Origin of the sequence: Legionella santicrucis (assembly GCF_001468135.1) — a bacterium.
GTDB classification, from domain to species: Bacteria; Pseudomonadota; Gammaproteobacteria; order Legionellales; family Legionellaceae; genus Legionella; species Legionella santicrucis.
In genome coordinates this window covers 1-23,366 of record NZ_LNYU01000035.1, presented here as the reverse complement: position 1 = coordinate 23,366, position 23,366 = coordinate 1, and the positions used below count along the sequence as shown (strand labels likewise).

The following is a 23,366-nucleotide window of genomic DNA, read 5'->3' as shown; positions in this document are numbered from 1 at the left end:
TACGTCGTGCAGCAATTAATAATTGCTGCGCGGTAATCGATGCAATAGGACTACCTCCAAGCCAAGGAAAAATATCTCGCTCAAGACGGCGAATGATTTTATCTGCATGGGTAGGAACCCAAATAGGGGATTGATTGGCAAACCATTCGCGAGCCACAACTTCAAAGCTATCCACATCCTGACTGGTCTGTGATTGTTTTAAGGCCTTACGATGCTCGCTGGGATCGACTTTCGTCTTTTTTAACAAGGCACGGGCATCTTCCCGCAGCTCTCGTGCTTCCGCTAAACTTACCTCTGGAAAAACCCCCAATGCGAGCGTTTTCTGTTTTCCATCAAAGCGGTAGGAGTAGCGCCAATATTTTTTCCCGTTAGGTTGAATCAGTAAAAATAATCCTTGGCCATCAGAAAGCTTTAACGGTTTATCCAACTCTCGCTTTTTCTTAACATCTGCAACAGATAATTTCATTTTGTTGGTATCACATCGTGTTGGTATCGAAAATACCAACGATAGTACCAACACATAGCGCAGGACATCAAGGGAATTATTGGGAATAGCTAGGAAGCCTAACCTCGTAAAACCTAGTGTTTACAAGGGTTAAAAGGACTTTTCAGGAACATCTAAGATTAAGTTATGGTGGAGGCGGCGGGAATCGAACCCGCGTCCGCAAATCCTCTGCCTTCAGCTCTACATGCGTAGCCTTGTCTTTTGAATTTAACTGTGGATTCTCCGACGGGCAGGATAATACACAGCGACTCCCTAAAATTTCACATCTTAACCCGGGATAGATTAGGACACTAGCTTATCTCTTATGACCGTTGATTCGATACCGATAAGCGGGCTCGGTCGAACGGGATACTGGATTTATTGGCCAGTACACAGTGATGGTTCAACTAAAGCGCTTATTAGGCAGCAATAGCTTCCCCACCAGCAAAGTTTTCATCGTTTGCATTTATATTTAGTTGAGTCTGATTTACGAGAGTCCTCATTCTCGGCATGCACCTCTGGTTTTGCAACCCACGTCGAAGCCAGGTCGCCCCCCTACATTTAAGTATACCATAAAATGTTAAAAAATAAGCCTTCTTCTTTCAAATTTCGTCGCTTTCAAAAGTGCTTTCCGGGTTATTCTTTCTTAACCCGGAATTGCATTTATCCTTGAATGCCATTATGACGTAATAAGGCATCAATGGTCGCAGGACGCCCCCTAAACTCTTTATAAGCTTCTGCAGCTTTTTTGGAGCTTCCTACTTCTAAAATATGATGTAAAAAATCATGTCCTGTTTGTGGATTTAAAACACCCTCTTCTTCAAAGCGAGAAAAAGCATCGCTGGATAAAACCTCTGCCCAACTATAACTGTAATAACCTGCAGCATATCCACCGGCAAAAATATGGCTGAAGCTTTGTGGAAAACGATTATAAGGAACCAAAGGAACGACACAAGCTTTAGAACGTACGTCTGCTAAAATATCATTAACAAGTGACGCCTGATTCGGAACATATTCTTTATGAATGCGAAAATCAAAAAGAGAAAACTCCATTTGTCTTAACATAGCCATCGCTGATTGAAAATTCTTTGCCGCAATTAAACGTTCGAAAAGAGAGTCAGGAAGAGACTCGCCAGTATCTACATGAGCAGTTAAAACGGCTAAACCACTTTTCTCCCAACACCAGTTTTCAAAAAATTGACTGGGTAACTCGACCGCATCCCACTCTACGCCATTAATCCCTGAAGCACCTAAATAATCGACTTGAGTTAAAATGTGATGAAGGCAATGGCCAAACTCATGGAACAAAGTAATTACTTCTTCATGAGAAAGCATTGCTGGCTTATTTGCTGTCGCCTTTGCAAAGTTACACGTCAAAGTGGCGATAGGTAGTTGTACAGTACCATCCTCCAATCTTCGGCGACTTTGTAAAGAATCCATCCATGCACCACTGCGCTTATTAGGTCTGGAAAACAAATCCGTATAAATATAGCCGCGTACATTATTATGCTCATCAACAATACAATAACATTGTACGTCCTTATGCCACACATCCGCGCCCTTGATTTCCTCAATGGACATCCCATAAAGTTTTTTGACAAGTTCAAACAAACCACGCATCACTATTAACTGTGGAAAATAAGGTCGTAAATCTTCTTGTGACAATGTAAATAACACTTGTCTTCTTTTTTCAGTCAAATAACCTACGTCCCAAGGTTTTACAAGATTTAACTTAAATTGCTCCGCAGCAAATTGCTCTAATTGTTTAAACTCATTTTCACCTTGCTTATGGGCTCGTGTGACTAAATCCTGCATAAAATCCATAACTTGGTTGGTTGATTCTGCCATTTTTGTAGCTAAAGACAATTCGGCATAATTGTTAAAGCCTAAAAGCTGTGCTTCTTCATGACGTAATGCTAAAATTTCTTGAATCAACGGTGTATTATCATAGGTTCCACCATTGGGGCCCTGATCTGAAGCTCTAGTGATATAAGCATGGTACATTTCTTCTCGTAAACTACGATCTTCAGCATGAGTCATTACTGCATAATAGCAAGGATACTCTAAGGTAAGCACATACCCTTCAAGGCCCTTCTCAACAGCCAATTCTTTGGCTGTATTCAATGCGTGTTCTGGTAAACCTACTAAACGTGTAGAATCGTTAAGATGCAAAGTAAATGCTTGAGTTGCATCTAAGATATTATGCTCAAATTGATTGGTTATTTCATCCAAACGTGTTTGAATCACCTCAAAACGCTTTTTACGCTCTTTATCAAGAGCAACCCCAGATAATTCAAAATTACGCAGATTGTCCGCAATCAGTTTTTGCTGAATGGGATTAAGTGCATGTTTATCGATTGATTTAATGGCCTCATATAATTCATGATTATGTCCCATTGCTGTTGCGTAAGCAGAGAGCAGCGGCAAACAAGCATCATAACATTTACGCAACTCAGGGGAATCCATTACTCCATGCAAATGAGACAATGGTGACCAAAAGCGCGCTAGCTCATCATCCATATCATCTAAAGGATACATTAAATTATCCCAAGTATAATGAGGATTTTCTTTCAGTAAGTGCTCTACTTGTTGCAAATGCTTTTTTAGCATCGCATCAAGATGAGACTGAAAATGAGTTACATCAATATGGCTAAACTGTGGTAATCCAACTGGTGCTGACATGCTTGACCTTCGAAAATAGATATAAAGCATTAAGCATAACATTCAATTAATTATGCCTCTATACCTATGAGAAAGATTGTCTCTTGATCGCAATATATCCTAATAATTTGCACTAATTAGATGGAACAACTTGATAACTTTTCTAATTCCAAATCATGCTCATTTTCAGGCAGAAAAACTGATTCTTTCTGTGCCTTCTTCGCAAAAAAACCTAATTTGGGTAGTCCACCTTGTGGAATTGCTAGAGCATCTTTCGGCCGACATTCATCGATAATCTGGAATAATGCAAAATTTATAAAACAAACTGCTACCAAACAAACTGCACCAATCGCAATAACAAACGGATTAAACGCCAATATTGGTAAAGCTACGGCCATTGATAAAAAGATAGCTGTGGTAGTCATCATATGTGAGCCAAGTCGCAACCATTCAAAATCGAGTTGATTATTTATTGCCTCAAGATGTTCTTCAATTTTCTTTATTTCTGACACGTTACTTGTTTGCTCTAGCATGGCTTTATATTGTTTTCGCAATTCATACAAACGACTTAATTCAATGTAGGCCCGTGTCACAGAAAGAATAATATCAATAGCAAAACAGGCAACAGAAACATATATAGCAAATGGCGCTAATGCACCTGTTAAGACAAATCGATTAATAAGACCTGCTGTCATCCAAACACTATCATTACCTAATTCAAACCATCTACGCTGCATTTGCGCATTAAAACGCACGCTTAAACCTAAAGATTTTTCTTCCTTGCTCATCCAAGGACCAGGCAAAGTATGCTTCACTAATAGAAAGAGATTGACTGATAGCCGGGGGATGAAAAAAAGCCATGCCAAATCTGCTAAAATGGGATCGGTATATTTATCCAGAATTTTGACAAAATTACGATAGGATTCAGAAACTGTACCCAGCGTAGCAATAACATCAAAAGCACGTTTAGAACGAATAAATAATAACCGATACAAATTCAGAAAAACGGTTGTGTTACGAACATCTTGCGAAAAAGAGGGATTAGTTTTCAGTTCTTTAAGTTTATTAGGCAAAGGGTTAATGATTTCTGCCAATAGTTCACGATATAACTTTTGGTGCTGGCGTAAACGCACTACTTCTCTTGGGACATTAAGATAGTACTGATATATATGCTCCAAGAGTTCAGCCATCATTAAAGCGGTAATTAACTGCTCTTCTATTTCCTTTTGATTAATCAGTTGCTTGGATAAAAATTTTGCTCTTAGTTGTTGACCCAACAAGCTGTACTCTAGGCTAAGCACCAAATGAATTGGAACTACTTTACGATAAAAATCAGGGCCTAATTTTTTAATACTTTCGGTAAAAGTCCAATTTAATGGATTTTTCTCTATCTGAGAAAAAGGCAACTCAGATAAAATATCTTGTAAGCGTCGAGTGATTGGGTTCATGATACCCTAAAATGTACTTTGAAGACAAAACAAGCATTCTATCGTGATCATTATTTTTTTGTCTATAAATAAATTTAAAAGTAAAAAAATAAACCTAAATTTACATAAATAAGTATGAAGAGATAATAATATGAACTACATCTTCTCTATTTATAATGACATGAATAGTGATCATTAATTTATTATATCGGGCAAAAAATTTCGCTGTTTCGCTTATGCCCCCAAATAAATATGCTCATTAAAAATGATAATCGCTCAAAATAGAGCCTTTTTGCAAAATAATAGTTAAAAAATAACTTGTATTCTTGCTGATTTATGTCTTCTGAGCGACAATAATGCTCCCAAGTTACATACAAGAGACCCCATGAATCTTTGCAAAGAATTAGCTAACGCCATTCGCATTTTAAGTGTGGACGCAGTAGAACAAGCTCAGTCAGGACATCCAGGAATGCCATTAGGTATGGCTGATATAGCTACCGTTCTATGGAATAAGTTTTTAAAGCACAATCCACAAAATCCCCATTGGTTTAATCGTGATCGTTTTGTATTATCCAATGGACATGGCTCTATGATCCTTTATTCATTACTTCATCTCACGGGTTACAATCTGTCTCTGGACGATCTGAAGCATTTTCGTCAATTAAACTCAAAAACACCAGGACACCCAGAGTATGGCCATACGCCAGGAGTAGAAACGACTACAGGCCCTTTGGGGCAGGGACTGGCAAATGCAGTGGGGATGGCTTTAGCTGAACGTGTTTTAGCAACTCATTTCAATCAGGATAATTTTAATCTTGTTGATCACTATACCTATACATTTGTGGGCGATGGTTGCTTGATGGAAGGTATTTCACATGAAGCATGTTCGTTAGCAGGTACTTTAGGCTTAGGAAAACTGATCGTTTTTTACGATAACAATGGTATTTCTATTGATGGTAAAATCGACTCTTGGTTTACTGACGATACAGCAACACGTTTTAAGGCTTATCATTGGCAAGTCATTGAAGCAGTAAATGGCCATGATATGAATGAGATTGAACAAGCAATTCTTAAAGCTCAAGCAAATACAACACAGCCTACGTTAATTATCTGCAATACAGTAATTGGGTTAGGCTCTTCCGTTGCAGGGAGTGAAAAAGCTCATGGTTCAGCATTAGGTGCAAAAGATGTTGCCAATGTCCGTGAATTTTTTAACTGGAAACATGATCCTTTTGTTATCCCTGATTCTATTTATCAACAATGGAACCATGTAGAACAAGGACAAAAAGACGAACAGCAATGGCTAATGCTTTTGAAGCAACACCAGAAACATTATCCTCAAGAACATAATGAGTTTTTACGCCGCATCAATGGAGATCTTCCAGATGATTGGCAAAACCAGAGCCATGAATTTTTTGAACGATGCCGCACTAATGAGAAAGCCGTTGCAACACGTAAAGCGTCGCAACAATGCATTGAATATTTTGCGCATTTATTACCCGAAATGCTCGGGGGCTCAGCAGATTTAACAGGATCGAACAATACAGACTGGTCAGGCAGTAAAGCAATTCTTGGTCATGATTACACCGGGAATTATCTCTATTATGGAGTTCGCGAATTCGCTATGGCAGCGATTATGAATGGTATAGCAGTGCATGGAGGATTTATTCCTTATGGTGGAACATTCTTAGTTTTTGCAGATTATGCACGAAATGCTGTACGTTTAAGTGCGTTGATGAAACAGCGCGTCATTTATGTCTTTACCCATGACTCTATTGGTCTAGGTGAAGATGGCCCTACTCATCAACCGGTAGAACATGCTTCCATGCTACGAATGACTCCTGGAATGAGTGTATGGCGACCTGCTGATTTAATGGAAACTGCTGTTGCATGGCAATTTGCTTTGGAGCATCATAATGGACCAACGTCTTTACTGCTTTCAAGACAAAACTTACCTGCGTTGCCACATGGTGAAGTAGCAGCTGAATTGATTAAAAAAGGTGGTTATATCATCAAAGATTGCGATGGTATTCCTGACGCACTGCTGATCGCAACAGGATCAGAAGTTCAATTAGCGATTGCTGCTGCTGAACAAGTGCAAACACAAGGATTGAAAGTGCGCGTAGTTTCTATGCCTTGTGCAGAACGATTCCTGGAGCAAGACCAAAATTATAAAGATCAGGTATTGCCTCCAAATATTCACACACGCATAGCAATTGAAGCAGCCAGTTCTGCTTATTGGTATCAATTTGTTGGTCTAAAAGGTGCGGTAATAGGCTTGGATCGTTTTGGTGTATCTGCTCCAGCAGCCCAAGCATACCAATTCTTAGAGATTACTGTTGAGCGAATAGTTAAAACTTTAAATACATTATTGCAGCCAGAGTAAAAAATAAAGCCTTAACTTAGATGTGTTGTTCTCTAACTTCGAGCTAAGGCTGCACATACTCCAGCGACAATAAACCTCTTGGAATAAAAGTAACTAGTTATTACTAAAATATTGGAGAAGTAATATGACAATACGTGTTGCGATTAATGGCTATGGCCGCATTGGTCGTTGTGTTTTAAGAGCAATTTTTGAATCTAAAAAACAAAATGAATTTGAAATCGTAGCCATCAATGATTTATCAGCGATTGATGTTACAGCACATCTAACACGCTATGACACCACCCATGGACGCCTTGCTGCAGATGTAAGCATTGAAGGAGACATGTTAATTATCGATGGGCATGCGATTAAAATTATCGCCGAACGCAATCCTGCGAATCTTCCTTGGAAGGAACTCAATATTGATTTAGTCTTGGAGTGTACTGGTTTCTTTACAGAACGCGAAAAGGCGATGCAACATATTGCTGCTGGTGCAAAAAAAGTATTAATTTCTGCTCCCGGAAAAAATGTCGATGCAACTATAGTGTATGGAGTAAATCACCACACACTTAAATCATCTGATCTCATTGTTTCCAATGCTTCTTGCACTACCAATTGTTTGGCTCCAGTGGTAAAACCTTTAAACGATGCTTTAGGAATTGAGTACGGCTTATTAAATACAGTCCATGCCTATACTAACGATCAAATGCTTTTAGACGGAAGTCATGAAGACCTGCGCCGTGCACGTGCCGCAGCCCACTCAATTATTCCGACAAAAACAGGTGCTGCTGCTGCAGTAGGATTAGTATTACCTGAACTCGCTGGTAAACTTGATGGTTTTGCAATGCGTGTTCCAGTGCTTAATGTTTCAGTAATTGATTTAACCTTTACTGCAAAGCGCGAAACAACGGCAACAGAAGTAAATGATATTGTTCGCCAAGCAAAAAGCCGTATTTTGCAAATCAATGATGACCCTTTAGTATCATGCGATTTTAACCATAATCCAGCATCTGCTATTTTTGATACGACCCAAACTAAAGTATTCGGCAACCTAGTGAAAATAGTAGCTTGGTATGATAACGAGTGGGGTTTTTCCAATCGTATGCTTGATACAGCACAGCAAATGATGAGTTGCTAACCCCGATTTGGAGATAACTGATGAACCTGATACAAATGAGCGATATAGACCTGTCAGGAAAACGGGTGCTAATTCGTGAGGATCTAAATGTCCCCATTAAAGAAGGGATTATTACCAGTGACCAGCGATTACAGGCCGCTCTACCGACTTTGGAAACTGCTTTAGCTGCCGGTGCTGCAGTCATGGTTTTATCTCACTTAGGTCGTCCTGAGGAAGGAAAATTTGAGAAACGTTTTTCCATGCAGCCCATAGCGGAATACTTAAGTGAACATTTAAATTATCCTGTTCGTTTCGAAAGTCATTACCTAAATGGTATTGATGTAAAACCAGGTGAGTTGGTTGTCTGCGAAAACGTACGCTTTAATGTTGGCGAAAAAAGTAATGATGAGCAACTTGCTAAAAAACTTGCTCATCTTTGTGACATCTTTGTGATGGATGCTTTTGGAACTGCGCATCGTGCTCAAGCCTCCACATATGGAGTAGCCCAGTATGCACCGATTGCGGTTGCGGGCCCATTATTAGTAAGAGAACTTCACGCCATAGATAAGGCACTTGAAGCACCACAAAAGCCTATTGTTGCCATTGTAGGTGGAGCTAAAGTTTCCTCCAAACTCAGTTTGTTACGACAATTAGTAAGCCTCGTGGATTATTTAATTCCTGGTGGAGGGATAGCAAATACATTTCTCAAAGCACAAGGATTTGAAATAGGTGTTTCTCTTTATGAAGAGAATTTACTGGATGAAGCACGCGAAATTCTCCAATTAGCCAAAGCAAAAGGTTGTCATATACCCTTACCTACTGATGTGGTAGTAGGCAAATCGTTTAGTGAATTTTGCCCTGCCTATAACAAATCACTGCAAAATGTCGCATCTGATGACATGATTCTCGATATCGGGCCTATGACTGTGAGTGAATACGTTGATATCATCAATGAAGCCAAAACCATTATTTGGAATGGGCCTGTAGGCGTGTTCGAGTTTGCTCAATTTGCCTATGGTACTCGAGCTTTAGCAATTGCTATTGCGGAAAGCAATGCCTTTTCCATTGCTGGTGGCGGTGATACATTGGCGGCAATTGATCTCTATGATCTCAATCAACAGATTTCATATATTTCCACCGGAGGTGGGGCATTTCTGGAGTGTTTAGAAGGAAAAACCTTACCTGCTGTTGCCATTTTGCAGGAGCGCGCTAAAGATGTTACGCCAAACTAAAATTGTAGCTACTCTAGGACCATCCAGTAGTGACCCAACGAAACTTCGTGCCATGTTAACTGCTGGTGTTGATGTAGTCCGAATTAATTTTTCTCATGCAGATGCATCTGCGTTACAACTTATTGCCTTAGTTCGACAAATAAGTGAAGAATTAAATCACCCATTAGCAGTAATGGCCGATTTACAAGGGCCCAAAATTCGCATTGGACGTTTCAAGAATAAATCAATCACTTTAGTTGAAGGCCAAAGTTTTACTTTGGATTGTAATACTTCAGATCTATTAGGTGACACCAATGAAGTTTTTATCGCATATCCAAATCTATCTCGAGAGTTAACTCTCGGAGATCATTTACTGCTTAACGATGGATTGGTTGAATTGGAAGTAACAGCAACTACTGATTCTAAAATTCACTGTATCGTTATTGAGGGAGGAATATTAAGTGATCTTAAAGGGTTAAACAGAAAAGGAGGTGGATTAGCAGCAAGGACAATGACTGATAAAGACAAACGCGATTTACACACGGCCATAGAAGCAGAGGTAGATTATATTAGTCTATCTTTTGTAAAAGATGCACAAGATATTAGGCATACTCGCGCACTTATAAATGAATTTGGAAAAAAAATACCCATTATCGCAAAGATCGAACGTACTGAGGCTCTGGAATATTTAACAGAAATTATTCAAGAAGCGGATGCAATCATGGTGGCACGAGGCGATTTAGGTGTTGAAGTAGGTGCTGCTGAAGTACCGGCCATTCAAAAGCATATTATTGGAGAAGCACGTCGTTTGGATAAAGTTGTTATTACGGCAACTCAAATGATGGAGTCAATGATTAACAATCCTCAACCTACTCGCGCAGAAGTCTCAGATGTTGCCAATGCCATACTGGATGGAACTGATGCGGTCATGTTATCTGCAGAAACAGCTAGTGGCCAATTTCCAATCAAAGTGATATCCATGGTCAATAAAATCTGTTTAAGTGCCGAAAAGCATGCCAGTTTTTATTACCATAATAACGAAGAATCTTGCCACTACAAACGAGCGGATCAAGCGATTGCCATGGCTACAATGCATGCCGCAAATCACTTTCCGATCCAGGCCATCATTACCTTAACTGAATCAGGTGATACCGCATTATGGATATCAAGACAACAAAGTACCGTTCCTATTATTGCTGTCTCTGCTAATAAACGAACAATAGGCCGCTTGTGTCTTGCACATAATGTTTTTCCTGTGTTCATGAATTATCATCTGTTCTCATCCGAAACTTTAAATCAACAAGTAATTAATGAGTTAATTAAGCTAGGGCATCTTGAGAAAAAAGGATTTATTCTGTTAACACGAGGCCGAATAATCGGTACGGCTGGAGGAACAAACAGTATGGAGATTATCGAACTATAGTTTATAATAGGCTTACAAATGTAATCACTTCTCTATTTGGGGTTATCATTTATTTTGCGGGTGTAGTTCAATGGTAGAACTTCAGCTTCCCAAGCTGATAGCGTGGGTTCGATTCCCATCACCCGCTCAATCTTTTATTTGCATCTGTAATTGCTTGAACAAACAGCTTCTGTAACTTCAAAAAAGTTTTTTGTCAATTCATACATATACTTAGAACTTCTTTTTTCAAGATCGAATGTCACGATTGTAAAGATACTTTCTTATGTTACACTAAAAACGAGCTATGGATTTTTATGTATTACATAAAGCTCGATAATTCTAGAATAATTTATGGAGAAATTAATGAAAAAATTATTAACCGGACTTTTGTTAACCTCTTTACCTATAATATCATTACCCTCTTTTGCGGCAGAAGAAGCTAGCCTGTTAGGTGTATTTAAAGGCAATTTTGCTTATCAAATGTCTGGTGAATTTAATAGCACTTCATTTGGGGCAGGTAGGTTAACAGAAGTTGGTGTATTTTATGCTGATGGAAATGGCCATATAACAGCAAATGGCCTGGCAAATATTGTTACTGCTGATCTATCTACTACATTATCTACGGGTGAAGCTACTTATGCCTGTACCTATAACGATACTGGAGCCCCCATTCCTAGCATATTAGTTGTTAACTGCACTCGTCATCAAGGTGGGTTGCCAGATCAACAAGCAAGCTTTGCATTATCTACGGTGAATAGCTTTGGTCTTAACAAGCAAAAGACTGTAAAAATTGAAGCATTATCAGGCGGAACTTTTGGGACTGTTAATATAATTGGCGAAGGCTCCTCTAAATAAGTCTCGCGGTTATCAGTGGGATCCAGGGACGCAGTTAAATTCTGGATTCCGCGTAAGATGCTGAGAAAACATCAAAAGAATACTCATAGCTTTGCGAACATGAAATCATGTTATTAAATAGCTGTCATTAACCATCGTTCCTATATTTTCCAACACACCATGATGCACTTGACTGTATTAATATAATAACCTTATTCATCTATGTACTCTTTGCATTTTAAACTACCACAGAAAATGCTTTTTTTACAATAGTGATACTAAAATTACTTCATCATGGCATTGTCATGAATCTTTCTCTCACATCATCAGCAACACAAAAAAGCCAATTTAACGTCATCTGCAATTTATTTTCTCTAGTGAGAGTAAATTATGATCAATATGTATTGACATAGAAATAAACTTCAAGTTATTTTCGTGATTAGTATGATTTTAAAATGGATAAATTGATTTTTTGATGGTGATCTTATAAATAAATTGAGGGGGGAGTATGAGTGATGAAGAAATGAAAAGGATACTACTGTATTGTCAAATACTTGGATTTGAAGGCTTAAAAAATGGTACTTACGCCATTATTCCACCACTCGAAATTAACTTTCCTAAGCCAAATTCATTTATAGGTGTAAAAGGTAACCCAGCAATCTTTGTAACTGAAGTTACTTATAAAAAATTAAAACAATTTCATGAAGATTGGGTTCCTAATATAACGATCGCTGTTAGTCATGCCTATTTGATTGAGCCGAAAAGAAGCGCTATTGATATTATCGGGATGCTCGTTCATGAAGCAGGTCATGCATTTAACGTTTATGGCAAGCTAAAAAATAATGAAGCGAATGCTTATGTATTTGAAATTGAAACCATGCTTAAGCTGTTAAAAATGAATATACTTCCGATGCAATTTGGCCTTTACAAAGAAGACTTACAATCTTATTTTAAATCACGCATGGAGCAGTATAACCAGGCAATTCCTAATAACCCCTATTTAAAAACATTAGTCGAAGAAATTACTAATGATTTTAGCTTAGGCACTAAGAATAATAAATTCGATCCTCTGGTAACGGTTCGACTTAAACTTGGCTTTTTTAATAACAAGGATAACACTGAGACTCACACAGACCTCAATGTATCAAATCGCCAACCGATTAAAGGTTTATAGCAAAGGAATAAATATTCCTAGGACTATTTTCGATGGAACGAAACGGGCAAACCAACCAGGCTTATAACAGATATAGGAATCTGGTTTTAAAAAAATGTTTGAAGTTTAATGATTGGAGGTGAATATGTATAAATGGCTGGAAAATATCGATTTGTCGAGTGTTAGTGCTCAAATTGAGGATTTTGTGAATCATCTTGTTGATCCGGCCTCTCTTATGATTCCTGATGATCCTGTTTTTGTTTCTTATCGACAATTTGAGCAATTAAGATTGATGTCAGCCAATAGCTTGCAGGAAATGCTGAAACAAATGGAAGAAAGTCGTCAATTTATCGCCACAGCACCACAAGATAAGAGTGAGATTTCTCTGGTTGTTCAAAACAACACTATAGATAAGCCTTATGAAGCAGAACTAAAGAAGATTTTACAAGTTCTTGTAGCAGAAGGTAACGACAGAGCCCAAATTCGCATGACTTGCAGTGCCATCAATGGTGGCTTAATAATGGCACATATGGTGGCCAAACAAAATGAAGAAGCAGCCACGGCTATCATCAACAATATTAAACAAATTGGTAACAAAAATGTAGTTGATGGGTACTGGAAAATTTTGCAATCGTCTGATAAGACATCTGGATTTAAATTGCTCCCCCAATATCTGGAAGAATTAATTACGCAACAAGCCGTAGAATTGGAATCACATCGAAAAAAATTACGTGATGATGATGGGGAAGATTTAACTAAAGAAGAAGTTATTTGTCCACTAACCCGACAGGTGATCAATGCAAGCAACTCACTTGCGACACAACCTCTTGCCACTCAATTCATGATGCTTATTGTCGCTTTGGCACACTTGGCTAAAATTGAGAACAGTGAGCTGGATGAGTTTATTAGTACACAGGACAATGATTACGTTAATAAATGCTTCGAGTTGTTACAGCAATACGTCAAAGATCCCAAACAGCTTGCATTTACAGAACAACAACAGGAGTTCATAAATCAGTTGGGTATGAATAAAGTACTACAACAATGGCAAATGCACAGTGTCAATGAGCATTCTGCAGTAGCAATAGAGGATAAAGAACCTTCGAAGCAGGAGTCTATATCATTGGGCGTTGTAGAGGATATAGAGAGTGATTCAGCAGAGAAGCCCCAACAGTCACCTAGCTCTTGTCGTTTTTTCAAACTGGCACCTAAAATAAACGAAGGCACAGGAAAAACCTTTAGTTATACTCCATAACTCGAACATTTGTTCAGGGTAATAGCCTCACTTAATGAGTGAGGCATCAATTGCAAAATTCTAATGTTCGGAAAAGACCCACCCTTGGTGAAAGCGGAAGGAGACAAAATCCCAATTGACGAAGATTACCTGATAGAGATAACTTATTCTTCAATAGCTTCTTTTTTCTCTTCAGAATTTCTGGACAACCCTAATTTCTCTTTCAAGCGTGCTACAGCATCGGGATCATACTGTTTTGTTGATTTATGCTTTACCACTACAGCAGTAGTGCGAACAGGTTGTGTCGTTGCATTTAGGGCATTATAAGCAGATCGCGTTGGATAAATTGGGAAATTATCATCCGTTATGTGCGATGATTGATTCATTATTTTTGAGTGATAACTCATGCCTTGTGAATTAGAATTAGAAGAATTTACAGTTTTTTCCGCGAGAACTTTACGCGCGTTACGAGCACTTTTTTCAACACGCTTTTTGATTTTGGCAGCCGCATATTCTGCTTCCTCTGCGCTTACCTCGCCAACATCGCTGCCTTGCAAATCAATTCGCATTTCTCGAAGCTTGAGACAAGCTAAATAATCAAGACGTCGAGTAAATAACACCACGGCTTCTCTTAATTTGCTTTTGGAAATACCAACTTCCGCAGCTTTTTCTGCATGAAGCAAAATATCATCCATAATACCAATTTTTAATGGGCGAATTCGTAATGAATTATCAAATGCTGCAGGAAAATGTGCAGCGAGCCATAACAAAGCATCTGTCCGTGCTTTTTTAGACTTATTTTTTTGAGCTTTATTAATAACAGCGGTGCGTGGGTGCAGCTCCTGTTTTCTCATAAGTGTACCCTTGGTTAGATATTGATTGTCATATCTGGAAATAAAATCATTCACATTAAAAATGAGCGCACAATGTACAATGTTTATTGATTGTTTGCAAGTCCTCTGTGATGCTTAATAGCAGGGTATAAAAACAAATAATCCAAGTAGAAAAAAGGTGGATGATAGTCCTATAATTAGACTAGAATTTGTATTACTCAAGAGTTTCTTGGATTTAATACTTATTATTCAACTAACAGCTCGTTAATAAATTGTCAATGCATCAACTTTTTATAACGAAATTTGTGGAGTAAATGATGGATTTCTTTAAAAAAGTGTTTATATTATTTCTTGCAGCATTCTTTCCATGGCTCCTGCTTCTTTTGGATGATAATCCTGGCGGTGCAATCATTTCATTAATTATGCAAGTTACCATTATTGGTTGGCCTTTTGCGACAGTTTGGGCCTGGAATACTCACTATGGCAATAAAAAAGACAAAAAAAATAAAAAATAAACTTCATAAGGAGTATTATGCTAACTCGTGTTATTGTTAATGGAGCCAAAGGTAAAATGGGTTCTCTTGCCTGTGAAACACTGAACAATCACGATGAATTCGATGTAGTGGCAGAACTTGGCAGAGAAGATAATCTAGCTCAAGCAATTAAAGATACCCAAGCTCAAATAGTAGTTGACTTAACTCGTGCAGATTGTGTTTACCAAAATTGCCTTACTATCATCAATCATAAAGCACACCCTGTGATTGGAACATCAGGCCTTCTTCCCGATCAAATTAACGAATTAACCACACTTTGTGAAAGTCACCACATCGGTGGAATTATTGCCCCCAATTTTTCAATTAGTGCTGTTTTAATGATGATCTTCGCAGCCAAAGCGGCAGAATATTTTCCTGAAGTAGAAATTATTGAAGCTCATCATCAACAAAAATTAGATGCTCCTTCGGGAACTGCTTTAAAAACAGCAGAAATGATTGCTGCAGCACGGAAAACTCCTAGAAATAAATTGAGTCTCAAAGAATTAATCCCTGGCGCACGCGGCGGGTCTCATTATGATGTAAATATTCATTCCTTACGTATTCCTGGTGTAATAGCACGGCAACAAGTTATTTTTGGCAGTATAGGCGAAACATTAACAATTACTGATGATTGCATTGACCGTCGTTCTTTTATGCCCGGCATTGTCCTGTGCTGTCAAAAAGTTTCAGGATTATCTACATTGGTCTATGGGCTTGAGCATTTATTATAACCTTAGAACAATAGCCTGGATTATAAAAAAGCACAAATCCAGGCGTTATCATCTATGAAGGATCAAATTCTTTAACATGTGATTTTTTGGACTCTTCAAATAACTTATTCCACTCCTCTACAGTTGTTGAAACAAGATCAGAAAAAGTAGCACCCATTTCATTGAATTTTAAAAAGGAACGTAAGCGCCCATAAACTGAATTCGTTGCTTCAGTCCTACTCCCATCAGTTTGAGGCCGTTCTGATACAATCTGCAATATTTTTTCAATCCGAATGATATTATCTTTGCCTGATGAAGGGCTCAACATTAACTCAAGAATCTGTTTTATACCATCAGGGATCGTGCTACTCTCAGAAGAAAAGAATGAGCTAGTCCAACGCGAACTTTGCTCTTGAGGTGTAAATAAATTTCTTTCATTAATCAATGAATGTAACGCATCGTAAAGCTTCGTACAATTGCTTTCACCTAATTGCTTCGCCACTAAACGACCGAGTAATTTTTTTTCAGGAAGTAGATATTCCCTAAGTTTCTTACTACCCCCAATAAAAATATTCTTTACTTCATTATCTGTTGCTGCCCTATCATCATCTTTAAGTGCTCGATCGTTATCCAAACGTTTTCTGATTTCTGCTGCAATATCCTCTGGTAAATACCATTCAGGAGTTTTAATACCCTCAGATCCCGGTGCATTTTGTCCTGCATGCTCATGCTGATGACGGCTCATGTACAGATCAGCAACCAAAGAAACAAAACGGATACGATTTTCTTTATCAGGAAGTTCATCAAACACCGGCCAACTACCGTAGCGCTCCTTATATAAAATCATCGCATCCGTATGAATAAGTTCAATCGCTTTTCTATCTTTACCACTAACACAAGAGCCATAGGAATGCCCGTCAATGGTCAAGATAATTAACTGCTCAAGAGAACTCAAAAATAATTCTCTACCTGCATAATCAAAAATAGTCGCTGTACCCAACGCTGACTCTAGAACGGATTGGTATTGATCTAGGAGTTCCTGTAATCCTGGAGTAAAAGAAGCATATTTTCTGGCCGTGACTAATAGGGACAAACTGTCTTTATCATACGCCTGAGTATAATAAAGTCGCTTAGCCATATTATAGGGATGATTATTCTGAAGAATGGATTGAATCTCTTTTCGCCGTTCAATAGCAGAACGAGCCAATTTGTACAAATCCAAATCAGGTGGCAAAGTGGGTAAATAATCAGTAATCCAGTTCGGAACATAATCTGTTGCATGTATTGGGCTAATCAGCGTTTGTAATATCGCAAGTTGCTCTGGTCTTGAATGCTCCATTACTTTAGCAAGATTTGAGTCACTATGCCTTTGTTGTACTGCTTTAGGCCAATTTAATCCGTCTCGAGTTGCAATATGGCTTGAACGATAGCGCTTGGCCGATAATTCACGCATTTGCCCATCTTGACTCATTCCTAACAAACTGTGAGCAGCATAATTTGCAGGCAATGGCAAAGTTCGATGGCGACTCGATAAAAAGGAAACTGCATCTTCTACATCATCAACTCCTTTAAGCACATGTTCTAAAAAAAACTGTTGGTGTTCAGATAATACCCAATACCATTGAGGAAGACTGGAAATCTGTGTCGCTGTATCCCAGATATCCCACTTAAAAATATCCCCAGTGAGCAATTTTTTAAAGTAAGTTAATTTTTTATCCAATGAGGATGGATCTACTGCTAAAATTCGCATCATTTCGCGTTGATGCGCGCTTAATGCATTAAACCATGAAGGAAGTGGAGGAGAACCACTAACAATTTGCTGTAAATCCGTATTTAAGCTAAGTGCTCTCTTTTTTATTGATGACCAATTCAGTAAAAAACTATTAAAATCTCGAATCACATCAATATAGGATGTAATTCCTTGTTCTAAATTACAAAAATAGGCATGTTGATATTCCTCAAGCTCACGCAACCAGCCAGGTGTTTTTGGATATTTTTTAGCTTTAATTAACGTTAATTCATCAAGTAATTGATCATAATATGGGGGCAGTGATTCGTCTACCTGAAGAACATAATCTACATCTTGCCCCAACTTCATGGGGAGTAATGTAACTAAGTCAGAACGACCTTCGCGCATCAACGCATATTGCTCTGCCTCATTTAATAGCTCTACAGCCTCTTTAATATCAGAACAACCCCAATTTAAAGCAATAAGTTCAATTAATTTGGCGGTGAATCTCTCCAGTTCTTTATGCAAATCATCTACAGAACCATTTGCTTCAGTAGTGGCTAATTTACACTCATCAACATACGCTTTTAACGTTTCTTTTGTTAAAGGTGTGTTCTTTGCAGAAAATGGATAAGCGTCGATAAGAAAGTAGAACGCTTTGTGCAGACTATCTACGCGACGAGCAAAACTACGGTGATAATCAGGTTTCTGGTGATAGGTTTCTAGAACATAACCTGGAAAGCGAACTTCTAAGGCACTCAGTAATTCAGATGATAATTCGATGCCATACGGCACACGTACAATAATTCCTTTTTCCATCGCTTATTTTCCTTAACTGCTTACCTCAGTTTCAAAGTGACTCCAGTATAGAGTGATTCAAAAAGAGGTTATTTTAGTCCTAATCTCTTCGCTATTATTGTATAAATAATTCCATGAAACAATTACAATAAACAACTTAATTGCTAAAAATAATAAAAGGAGTTTGCTAATGGGCTACATTGTACAACACTATATTAATGGTCAATTACTTAACGAAACAAATACTACTTGTCACTCTATTTATAATCCTGCTTTAGGAGAGGTGATCGGTCAGGTCTATTTTGCATCAAAATCTCTTTGCGACAATGCAATTGCCTCAGCCAAAAAGGCCGGAATAGAGTGGGCGCAAACTCCAGCCATTAAGCGAGCACGAGTCCTTTTTAAATTCAGAGATTTACTTGAAAAAAATCAATTGGATTTAGCACGAATTGTTACTCGTGAACATGGGAAAACTTTAGATGATGCTAAAGGTTCCGTAGCTCGAGCAATAGAAGTAGTCGAATTACATTGTGGCTTGGTGAATCAACTGAAAGGAGATTTTTCTGCCGATGTAACTACGGGGATTGACTGCCATACGTTAAGGCAACCGCTAGGTGTCTGTGCTGGTGTTTCCCCATTTAATTTTCCAGTTATGGTTCCGATATGGATGCTTATCCCAGCTATTGCTTGTGGTAATACATTCATCCTAAAACCCTCAGAACAAGATCCTTCTGCCCCTGTTCGTTTGCTGGAATTATTGAGTGATGCTGGACTACCCAATGGGGTTGCCAATTGCCTTCATGGTGATAAATCAACAGTCGATTATTTACTGACTCATCCCGATATTGCCACGTTTACTGCTGTCGCCTCTACACCAGTAGCACAACATATTTATACTGCAGCTACATCTTATGGAAAACGCGCCCATACTTTTGGTGGAGCGAAAAATCATTGTGTGGTCATGCCCGATGCAGATTTGGATCAAGCTGCCTCTGCTATTGTTGGCGCGGCTTATGGGTCTGCAGGCGAACGATGCATGGCAATCTCAGTCGTTGTTGCTGTAGGAGAACATACTGCTGATACACTTATTGCCAAAATAACACCTCAAATTCATGCAACACGAATTAATGCCGGTGATATTCCTGACACAGATATGGGGCCTTTAATTAGTGATGCTCATCGACAAAAAGTCTTGGCTGCTGTAGAGCAAGGAATAAATGAAGGAGCTAAATTACTCATTGATGGAAGATCATTTAAACATCCCGAGCATCCCCAAGGCTTCTTCATGGGCCCCTGTTTATTTGATCATGTCAATGAAAATATGTCTATTTATCAAAATGAAATTTTTGGTCCAGTTCTTGTTATTGTTCGCGTCAATAGTTTTGAGGATGCTTTAGCCTTAGTGAATAGAAATCAATATGGCAATGGAACTGCAATTTTCACTCGTGATGGCTTCAGCGCTCGTGAATACAGCCAACGTGTACAAGTAGGTATGGTTGGAGTAAACATCCCGATTCCAGTCCCAGTTGCAAATCATCCCTTTGGTGGCTGGAAGCATTCTTCCTTTGGTGATACAAACATGCATGGCCAAGAAAGTATTCATTTTTATACACGACGTAAAACGGTTACGAGTAAATGGCCTATTAGTGATATCAAAGAAAGCTCTTTTATTATGCCCACACATGATTAAAATATTTAAAAAATAATGGGTAGTCTGAATGAAGCAAGGTGAAACCCGGGTTTATTGAACGCAACCAATTTCCCAAATTTCACTGCGCTTCAACCAGGCTACATATTAATCAGATGGAGAATTCAATGGCAAAAATAGGATTTGTAGGACTTGGACATATGGGCTTACCTATGGCCATCAACCTGATTAAAGCAGGACACCAAGTTACAGGATATGATTTACAACAAACAGCCCTGCAACATTTTTCTCAAGCTGGTGGTTTAATCGCTCATAACACCCAGGAATTAGCTCATGATAAAGATGTAATAATTACCATGCTGCAAACTGGACAACAAGTCTTAGGAGTTTGTCATAGCAATAATGGGTTATTCCAGGTAACTAAAAAAGACGCTTTATTTATTGATTGTTCGACTATAGATGTTAATAGTTCACGTGAATTGCATCATCTAGCAACACAACACGCTCTCCAAGTAGTTGACGCACCGGTTTCAGGCGGCGTAGCCGGAGCAGCAGCCGCTACTCTAACCTTTATGGTTGGTGGTGAGGAACATGCTTTCCATGCAGCAAAACCCTTTTTAGCCGCTATGGGACAAAAAATCATTCACACTGGAATTGCAGGAAGTGGGCAAGCAGCAAAAATATGTAATAATATGATCCTTGGCATCTCAATGATTGCCATATCAGAAGCGTTTGTTCTTGCAGAGCAATTACAATTATCGCCACAAAAACTCTTTGAAGTAGTGAGTAACTCCTCCGGACAATGCTGGGCAATGACTAAATATGCCCCTGTTCCGGGAGTTTTAGAAAATGTTCCCGCAAATAATGATTATAAACCAGGATTCGCTGCAACAATGATGCTTAAAGATTTATTACTCAGCCAAGATTCAGCGCACTCAGTAAATCTGGAAACTCCTTTAGGTGCAAAAGCCACTCAAATTTATCAACATCTTATTGATCAAGGTCTTGGTGAGTCTGATTTTTCAGCCATAATCAAATTAATCGCTCAAGGGAAAGAGGTATAACATGCATGCTCCTTTACGCACCCCTCCATTAACACAAACAGAAGACTCATTAACCGAGTTTTGGTCGGAAATTGCGCAACAAATGCTGGATTGGTTACATCCTTGGGATACGGTATTAACCGGTGATTTAAAAAATGGTGATGTGACCTGGTTTAAGGGTGGGCAACTAAACGTCAGCGTCAATTGTCTGGATAGACATCTTCCCCATAAAGCAAATCATCCAGCAATTATTTGGGAAGGGGATGATCCAAGTCAAAATAAGACATTAACTTTTGCGACGCTACATGCTGAAGTATGCCGCATGAGCAATGTACTCAAACAATTCAATGTAAAAAAAGGGGATAAAGTCGCTATCTACTTACCGATGATCCCTGAAGCAGCAATCGCCATGCTTGCCTGCACTCGAATTGGTGCAGTACACACCGTGATATTTGCTGGTTTTTCGGCCCAGGCTTTAAGGCAACGTGTACTTGCATCAGAATGTAGCTGCATTATTACTGCAGACCATTTTTATCGTGGTGGTAAATTAGTGGGATTAAAAGAGCAAATTGATGAGGCATGTAAGGATTTATCATTGCCCAGAATTATCATTAAAACCAGTGATGATCCTGTTGCTTTTAATAAAAATAAAGATTATTGGTGGCATGAATTAAAAGAGAAAGTAAGCAATCGTTGTGATCCTGAACCCATGGATGCTGAAGATCCATTGTTTATTCTTTACACTTCAGGCAGCACAGGACAACCTAAAGGAGTGGTACATACCACAGGGGGTTATCTGGTCCAAGCAGCCTACACTCATCAGTTGCTCTTTAATTGCCAAGATGATGATGTCTTTTGGTGTACTGCTGATATAGGATGGGTGACTGGTCATAGCTATTTAGTATATGGTCCTCTTTGCAATGGAATCACTACGCTTATCTTTGAAGGAATCCCTACTTGGCCTGATCCTTCCAGAAATTGGCAAATAGTGGATAAGTATCAAGTGAATGTCTTTTATACCGCACCTACTGCGATACGTGCTTTAATGCGTGCAGGAGATAACTGGCTCACTTCTAGTTCTCGCAGTTCTTTGCGTTTACTAGGTTCAGTAGGTGAACCCATTAATCCCGAAGCATGGCAATGGTATTTTCAAAAAGTGGGCCAAAGTCGATGTCCGATAATCGATACCTGGTGGCAGACAGAAACTGGGGCTGTAATGATTAGTCCAAGAGCAGATGAACCGAGTAGCAAACCCGGCGCTGCGCGTCAACCTATTCCTGGGGTTGTTCCTGTATTACTTAATGAGCATGGCCATGAAATAACAGGAGCCGGAGAAGGATATTTAGCCATAAAATATCCCTGGCCTTCTATGGCACGAACTATAGCGGGAGATCATCATCGCTATTGTACAACTTATTTACATCATGGCTATTACATCACTGGTGATGGCGCCAAGCGTGACGATGATGGGGATTATTGGATCACTGGCCGTGTGGATGATGTCATCAATGTTTCAGGTCATCGTTTAGGTACAGCAGAAATTGAAAGTGCTTTGGTAAGCTACCCAGCGGTTGCAGAAGCAGCTGTTGTTGGTATTCCTCATGAGTTAAAAGGGCAAGGAATTTATGCTTTTGTCATTTTAAAAGATGGCTTCACCGCAAATGATACGTTAAGCGCTGAGTTAACCAAACAAGTGAACAAGGAAATAAGTCCTATAGCCAAGCCCGATATTATTCATTTTACCCATGACTTACCAAAAACACGCTCGGGAAAAATCATGCGGCGTATTTTGCGCAAAATCGCAGGAAAAGAAATACAAAGTCTTGATGAATTAGGTGATATATCGACTTTAGCAAATCCTCAAATTGTTGTGAAACTGTGGGAAGAGTCGACACAATTTTAACCTGGGAAAATACATTCGTAGTCATGAATAAGTGAAGAACCAAGAACGCTCATCATAACACAACAACGTTTATGGTGAGGTCATTATGCTCTTAAAAAGACTATAAATCCTCAAACACTTAAAGTTTAGAAACAGAGATATACAAATCCTTTTCTAATCCTCTAACTACATCACTCATTTTTATACAGGCAAACGGTAATAGGTCACTGGTGATTAGCAAAAACCAAAGATTTTTTCCCGGAGAAATGATCCATCAAAATCTGCGAGCAAACATCAAAGGC

The 23,366-nt window shown here is 38.8% G+C and carries 17 protein-coding genes, 1 tRNA gene and 1 other RNA gene; 13 read left to right on the top strand and 6 right to left on the bottom strand.

The window, feature by feature from the left end; translation table 11 throughout:
• The 4 genes from Lsan_RS22940 to Lsan_RS08965 all read right to left on the bottom strand — a co-directional run.
• Window positions 1-466: tyrosine-type recombinase/integrase (locus Lsan_RS22940; protein WP_237762079.1), on the bottom strand; the 466-nt coding region annotated here is incomplete at its 3' end.
• A gap of 166 nt (window positions 467-632) precedes the next feature.
• Window positions 633-1,039: a transfer-messenger RNA gene (gene ssrA / locus Lsan_RS21245) on the bottom strand.
• A gap of 108 nt (window positions 1,040-1,147) precedes the next feature.
• Window positions 1,148-3,166 (bottom strand): M3 family metallopeptidase, encoded by a 2,019-nt coding sequence (locus Lsan_RS08970; RefSeq protein WP_058514070.1) that lies wholly within the window; start codon window positions 3,164-3,166, stop codon window positions 1,148-1,150.
• Between the two features lie 116 nt (window positions 3,167-3,282).
• Entirely contained in the window at window positions 3,283-4,593 is a 1,311-nt protein-coding gene (locus tag Lsan_RS08965) for a hypothetical protein (protein ID WP_058514069.1), read from the bottom strand.
• A gap of 364 nt (window positions 4,594-4,957) precedes the next feature.
• Here Lsan_RS08965 and tkt point away from each other — a divergent pair, with 364 nt between their 5' ends.
• The 8 genes from tkt (at window position 4,958) to Lsan_RS08925 (ending at window position 13,909) form a co-directional block, all read left to right on the top strand.
• Window positions 4,958-6,958 carry a transketolase gene (gene tkt, locus Lsan_RS08960; protein WP_058514068.1) on the top strand — a complete coding sequence of 667 codons (2,001 nt, stop codon included), beginning with the start codon at window positions 4,958-4,960 and terminating at the stop codon, window positions 6,956-6,958.
• 124 nt (window positions 6,959-7,082) lie between these two features.
• A complete protein-coding gene (gene gap / locus Lsan_RS08955) occupies window positions 7,083-8,075 on the top strand; it encodes a type I glyceraldehyde-3-phosphate dehydrogenase (RefSeq protein ID WP_058514067.1) in 993 nt (330 codons plus the stop codon).
• Window positions 8,076-8,095: 20 nt separating this feature from the next.
• Entirely contained in the window at window positions 8,096-9,286 is a 1,191-nt protein-coding gene (locus Lsan_RS08950) for a phosphoglycerate kinase (RefSeq protein WP_058514066.1), read from the top strand.
• Entirely contained in the window at window positions 9,270-10,688 is a 1,419-nt protein-coding gene (gene pyk, locus Lsan_RS08945; protein ID WP_058514065.1) for a pyruvate kinase, read from the top strand. The genes Lsan_RS08950 and pyk overlap by 17 nt, the downstream gene beginning before the upstream one ends.
• A gap of 56 nt (window positions 10,689-10,744) precedes the next feature.
• Window positions 10,745-10,815: transfer RNA gene (locus Lsan_RS08940), tRNA-Gly, on the top strand.
• A 215-nt stretch (window positions 10,816-11,030) separates the two neighbouring features.
• The gene (locus Lsan_RS08935; protein ID WP_058514064.1) at window positions 11,031-11,522 is read left to right on the top strand and encodes a hypothetical protein; all 492 of its coding nucleotides are present in this window, start codon (window positions 11,031-11,033) and stop codon (window positions 11,520-11,522) included.
• Window positions 11,523-12,009: 487 nt separating this feature from the next.
• Window positions 12,010-12,675, top strand: a complete 666-nt coding sequence (locus Lsan_RS08930; RefSeq protein WP_058514063.1) for a hypothetical protein — start codon at window positions 12,010-12,012, stop codon at window positions 12,673-12,675.
• Between the two features lie 124 nt (window positions 12,676-12,799).
• Window positions 12,800-13,909, top strand: a complete 1,110-nt coding sequence (locus tag Lsan_RS08925; protein ID WP_058514062.1) for a hypothetical protein — start codon at window positions 12,800-12,802, stop codon at window positions 13,907-13,909.
• A 143-nt stretch (window positions 13,910-14,052) separates the two neighbouring features.
• Here Lsan_RS08925 and Lsan_RS08920 read toward each other — a convergent pair whose 3' ends face one another.
• Window positions 14,053-14,742 carry a ProQ/FinO family protein gene (locus Lsan_RS08920; RefSeq protein ID WP_058514061.1) on the bottom strand — a complete coding sequence of 230 codons (690 nt, stop codon included), beginning with the start codon at window positions 14,740-14,742 and terminating at the stop codon, window positions 14,053-14,055.
• A 296-nt stretch (window positions 14,743-15,038) separates the two neighbouring features.
• Here Lsan_RS08920 and Lsan_RS08915 point away from each other — a divergent pair, with 296 nt between their 5' ends.
• Together Lsan_RS08915 and dapB are read left to right on the top strand one after the other, a co-directional pair.
• The gene (locus Lsan_RS08915; RefSeq protein ID WP_058514060.1) at window positions 15,039-15,236 is read left to right on the top strand and encodes a hypothetical protein; all 198 of its coding nucleotides are present in this window, start codon (window positions 15,039-15,041) and stop codon (window positions 15,234-15,236) included.
• A 17-nt stretch (window positions 15,237-15,253) separates the two neighbouring features.
• On the top strand, window positions 15,254-15,985 hold the full coding sequence (gene dapB / locus Lsan_RS08910) for a 4-hydroxy-tetrahydrodipicolinate reductase (RefSeq protein ID WP_058514059.1): 732 nt from the start codon (window positions 15,254-15,256) through the stop codon (window positions 15,983-15,985).
• Between the two features lie 52 nt (window positions 15,986-16,037).
• On the opposite strand, the gene Lsan_RS08905 is transcribed toward dapB, so the two are convergent.
• Window positions 16,038-18,512: a hypothetical protein gene (locus Lsan_RS08905; protein WP_058514058.1), complete on the bottom strand. Its 2,475-nt coding sequence runs from the start codon at window positions 18,510-18,512 to the stop codon at window positions 16,038-16,040.
• Window positions 18,513-18,681: 169 nt separating this feature from the next.
• On the opposite strand from Lsan_RS08905, the gene Lsan_RS08900 reads away from it, so the two are divergent.
• The 3 genes from Lsan_RS08900 to acs all read left to right on the top strand — a co-directional run bounded on the left by Lsan_RS08900 (window position 18,682) and on the right by acs (window position 23,085).
• Window positions 18,682-20,181 carry a CoA-acylating methylmalonate-semialdehyde dehydrogenase gene (locus tag Lsan_RS08900; protein ID WP_058514057.1) on the top strand — a complete coding sequence of 500 codons (1,500 nt, stop codon included), beginning with the start codon at window positions 18,682-18,684 and terminating at the stop codon, window positions 20,179-20,181.
• Window positions 20,182-20,306: 125 nt separating this feature from the next.
• Window positions 20,307-21,203, top strand: coding sequence for a 3-hydroxyisobutyrate dehydrogenase (gene mmsB / locus Lsan_RS08895; protein ID WP_058514056.1), 897 nt, complete (start codon window positions 20,307-20,309; stop codon window positions 21,201-21,203).
• Between the two features lies 1 nt (window position 21,204).
• On the top strand, window positions 21,205-23,085 hold the full coding sequence (acs, locus tag Lsan_RS08890; protein ID WP_058514055.1) for an acetate--CoA ligase: 1,881 nt from the start codon (window positions 21,205-21,207) through the stop codon (window positions 23,083-23,085).
• Window positions 23,086-23,366 lie beyond the last annotated feature (281 nt).

Excerpts from the sequence above, each read along its gene's own strand:
- Lsan_RS08970 (WP_058514070.1), bottom strand. The coding sequence starts at position 3,166 with ATGTCAGCACCAGTTGGATTACCACAGTTTAGCCATATTGATGTAACT.
- Lsan_RS08965 (WP_058514069.1), bottom strand. The coding sequence starts at position 4,593 with ATGAACCCAATCACTCGACGCTTACAAGATATTTTATCTGAGTTGCCT.
- tkt (WP_058514068.1), top strand. The coding sequence starts at position 4,958 with ATGAATCTTTGCAAAGAATTAGCTAACGCCATTCGCATTTTAAGTGTG.
- gap (WP_058514067.1), top strand. The coding sequence starts at position 7,083 with ATGACAATACGTGTTGCGATTAATGGCTATGGCCGCATTGGTCGTTGT.
- Lsan_RS08950 (WP_058514066.1), top strand. The coding sequence starts at position 8,096 with ATGAACCTGATACAAATGAGCGATATAGACCTGTCAGGAAAACGGGTG.
- pyk (WP_058514065.1), top strand. The coding sequence starts at position 9,270 with ATGTTACGCCAAACTAAAATTGTAGCTACTCTAGGACCATCCAGTAGT.
- Lsan_RS08935 (WP_058514064.1), top strand. The coding sequence starts at position 11,031 with ATGAAAAAATTATTAACCGGACTTTTGTTAACCTCTTTACCTATAATA.
- Lsan_RS08930 (WP_058514063.1), top strand. The coding sequence starts at position 12,010 with ATGAGTGATGAAGAAATGAAAAGGATACTACTGTATTGTCAAATACTT.
- Lsan_RS08925 (WP_058514062.1), top strand. The coding sequence starts at position 12,800 with ATGTATAAATGGCTGGAAAATATCGATTTGTCGAGTGTTAGTGCTCAA.
- Lsan_RS08920 (WP_058514061.1), bottom strand. The coding sequence starts at position 14,742 with ATGAGAAAACAGGAGCTGCACCCACGCACCGCTGTTATTAATAAAGCT.
- Lsan_RS08915 (WP_058514060.1), top strand. The coding sequence starts at position 15,039 with ATGGATTTCTTTAAAAAAGTGTTTATATTATTTCTTGCAGCATTCTTT.
- dapB (WP_058514059.1), top strand. The coding sequence starts at position 15,254 with ATGCTAACTCGTGTTATTGTTAATGGAGCCAAAGGTAAAATGGGTTCT.
- Lsan_RS08905 (WP_058514058.1), bottom strand. The coding sequence starts at position 18,512 with ATGGAAAAAGGAATTATTGTACGTGTGCCGTATGGCATCGAATTATCA.
- Lsan_RS08900 (WP_058514057.1), top strand. The coding sequence starts at position 18,682 with ATGGGCTACATTGTACAACACTATATTAATGGTCAATTACTTAACGAA.
- mmsB (WP_058514056.1), top strand. The coding sequence starts at position 20,307 with ATGGCAAAAATAGGATTTGTAGGACTTGGACATATGGGCTTACCTATG.
- acs (WP_058514055.1), top strand. The coding sequence starts at position 21,205 with ATGCATGCTCCTTTACGCACCCCTCCATTAACACAAACAGAAGACTCA.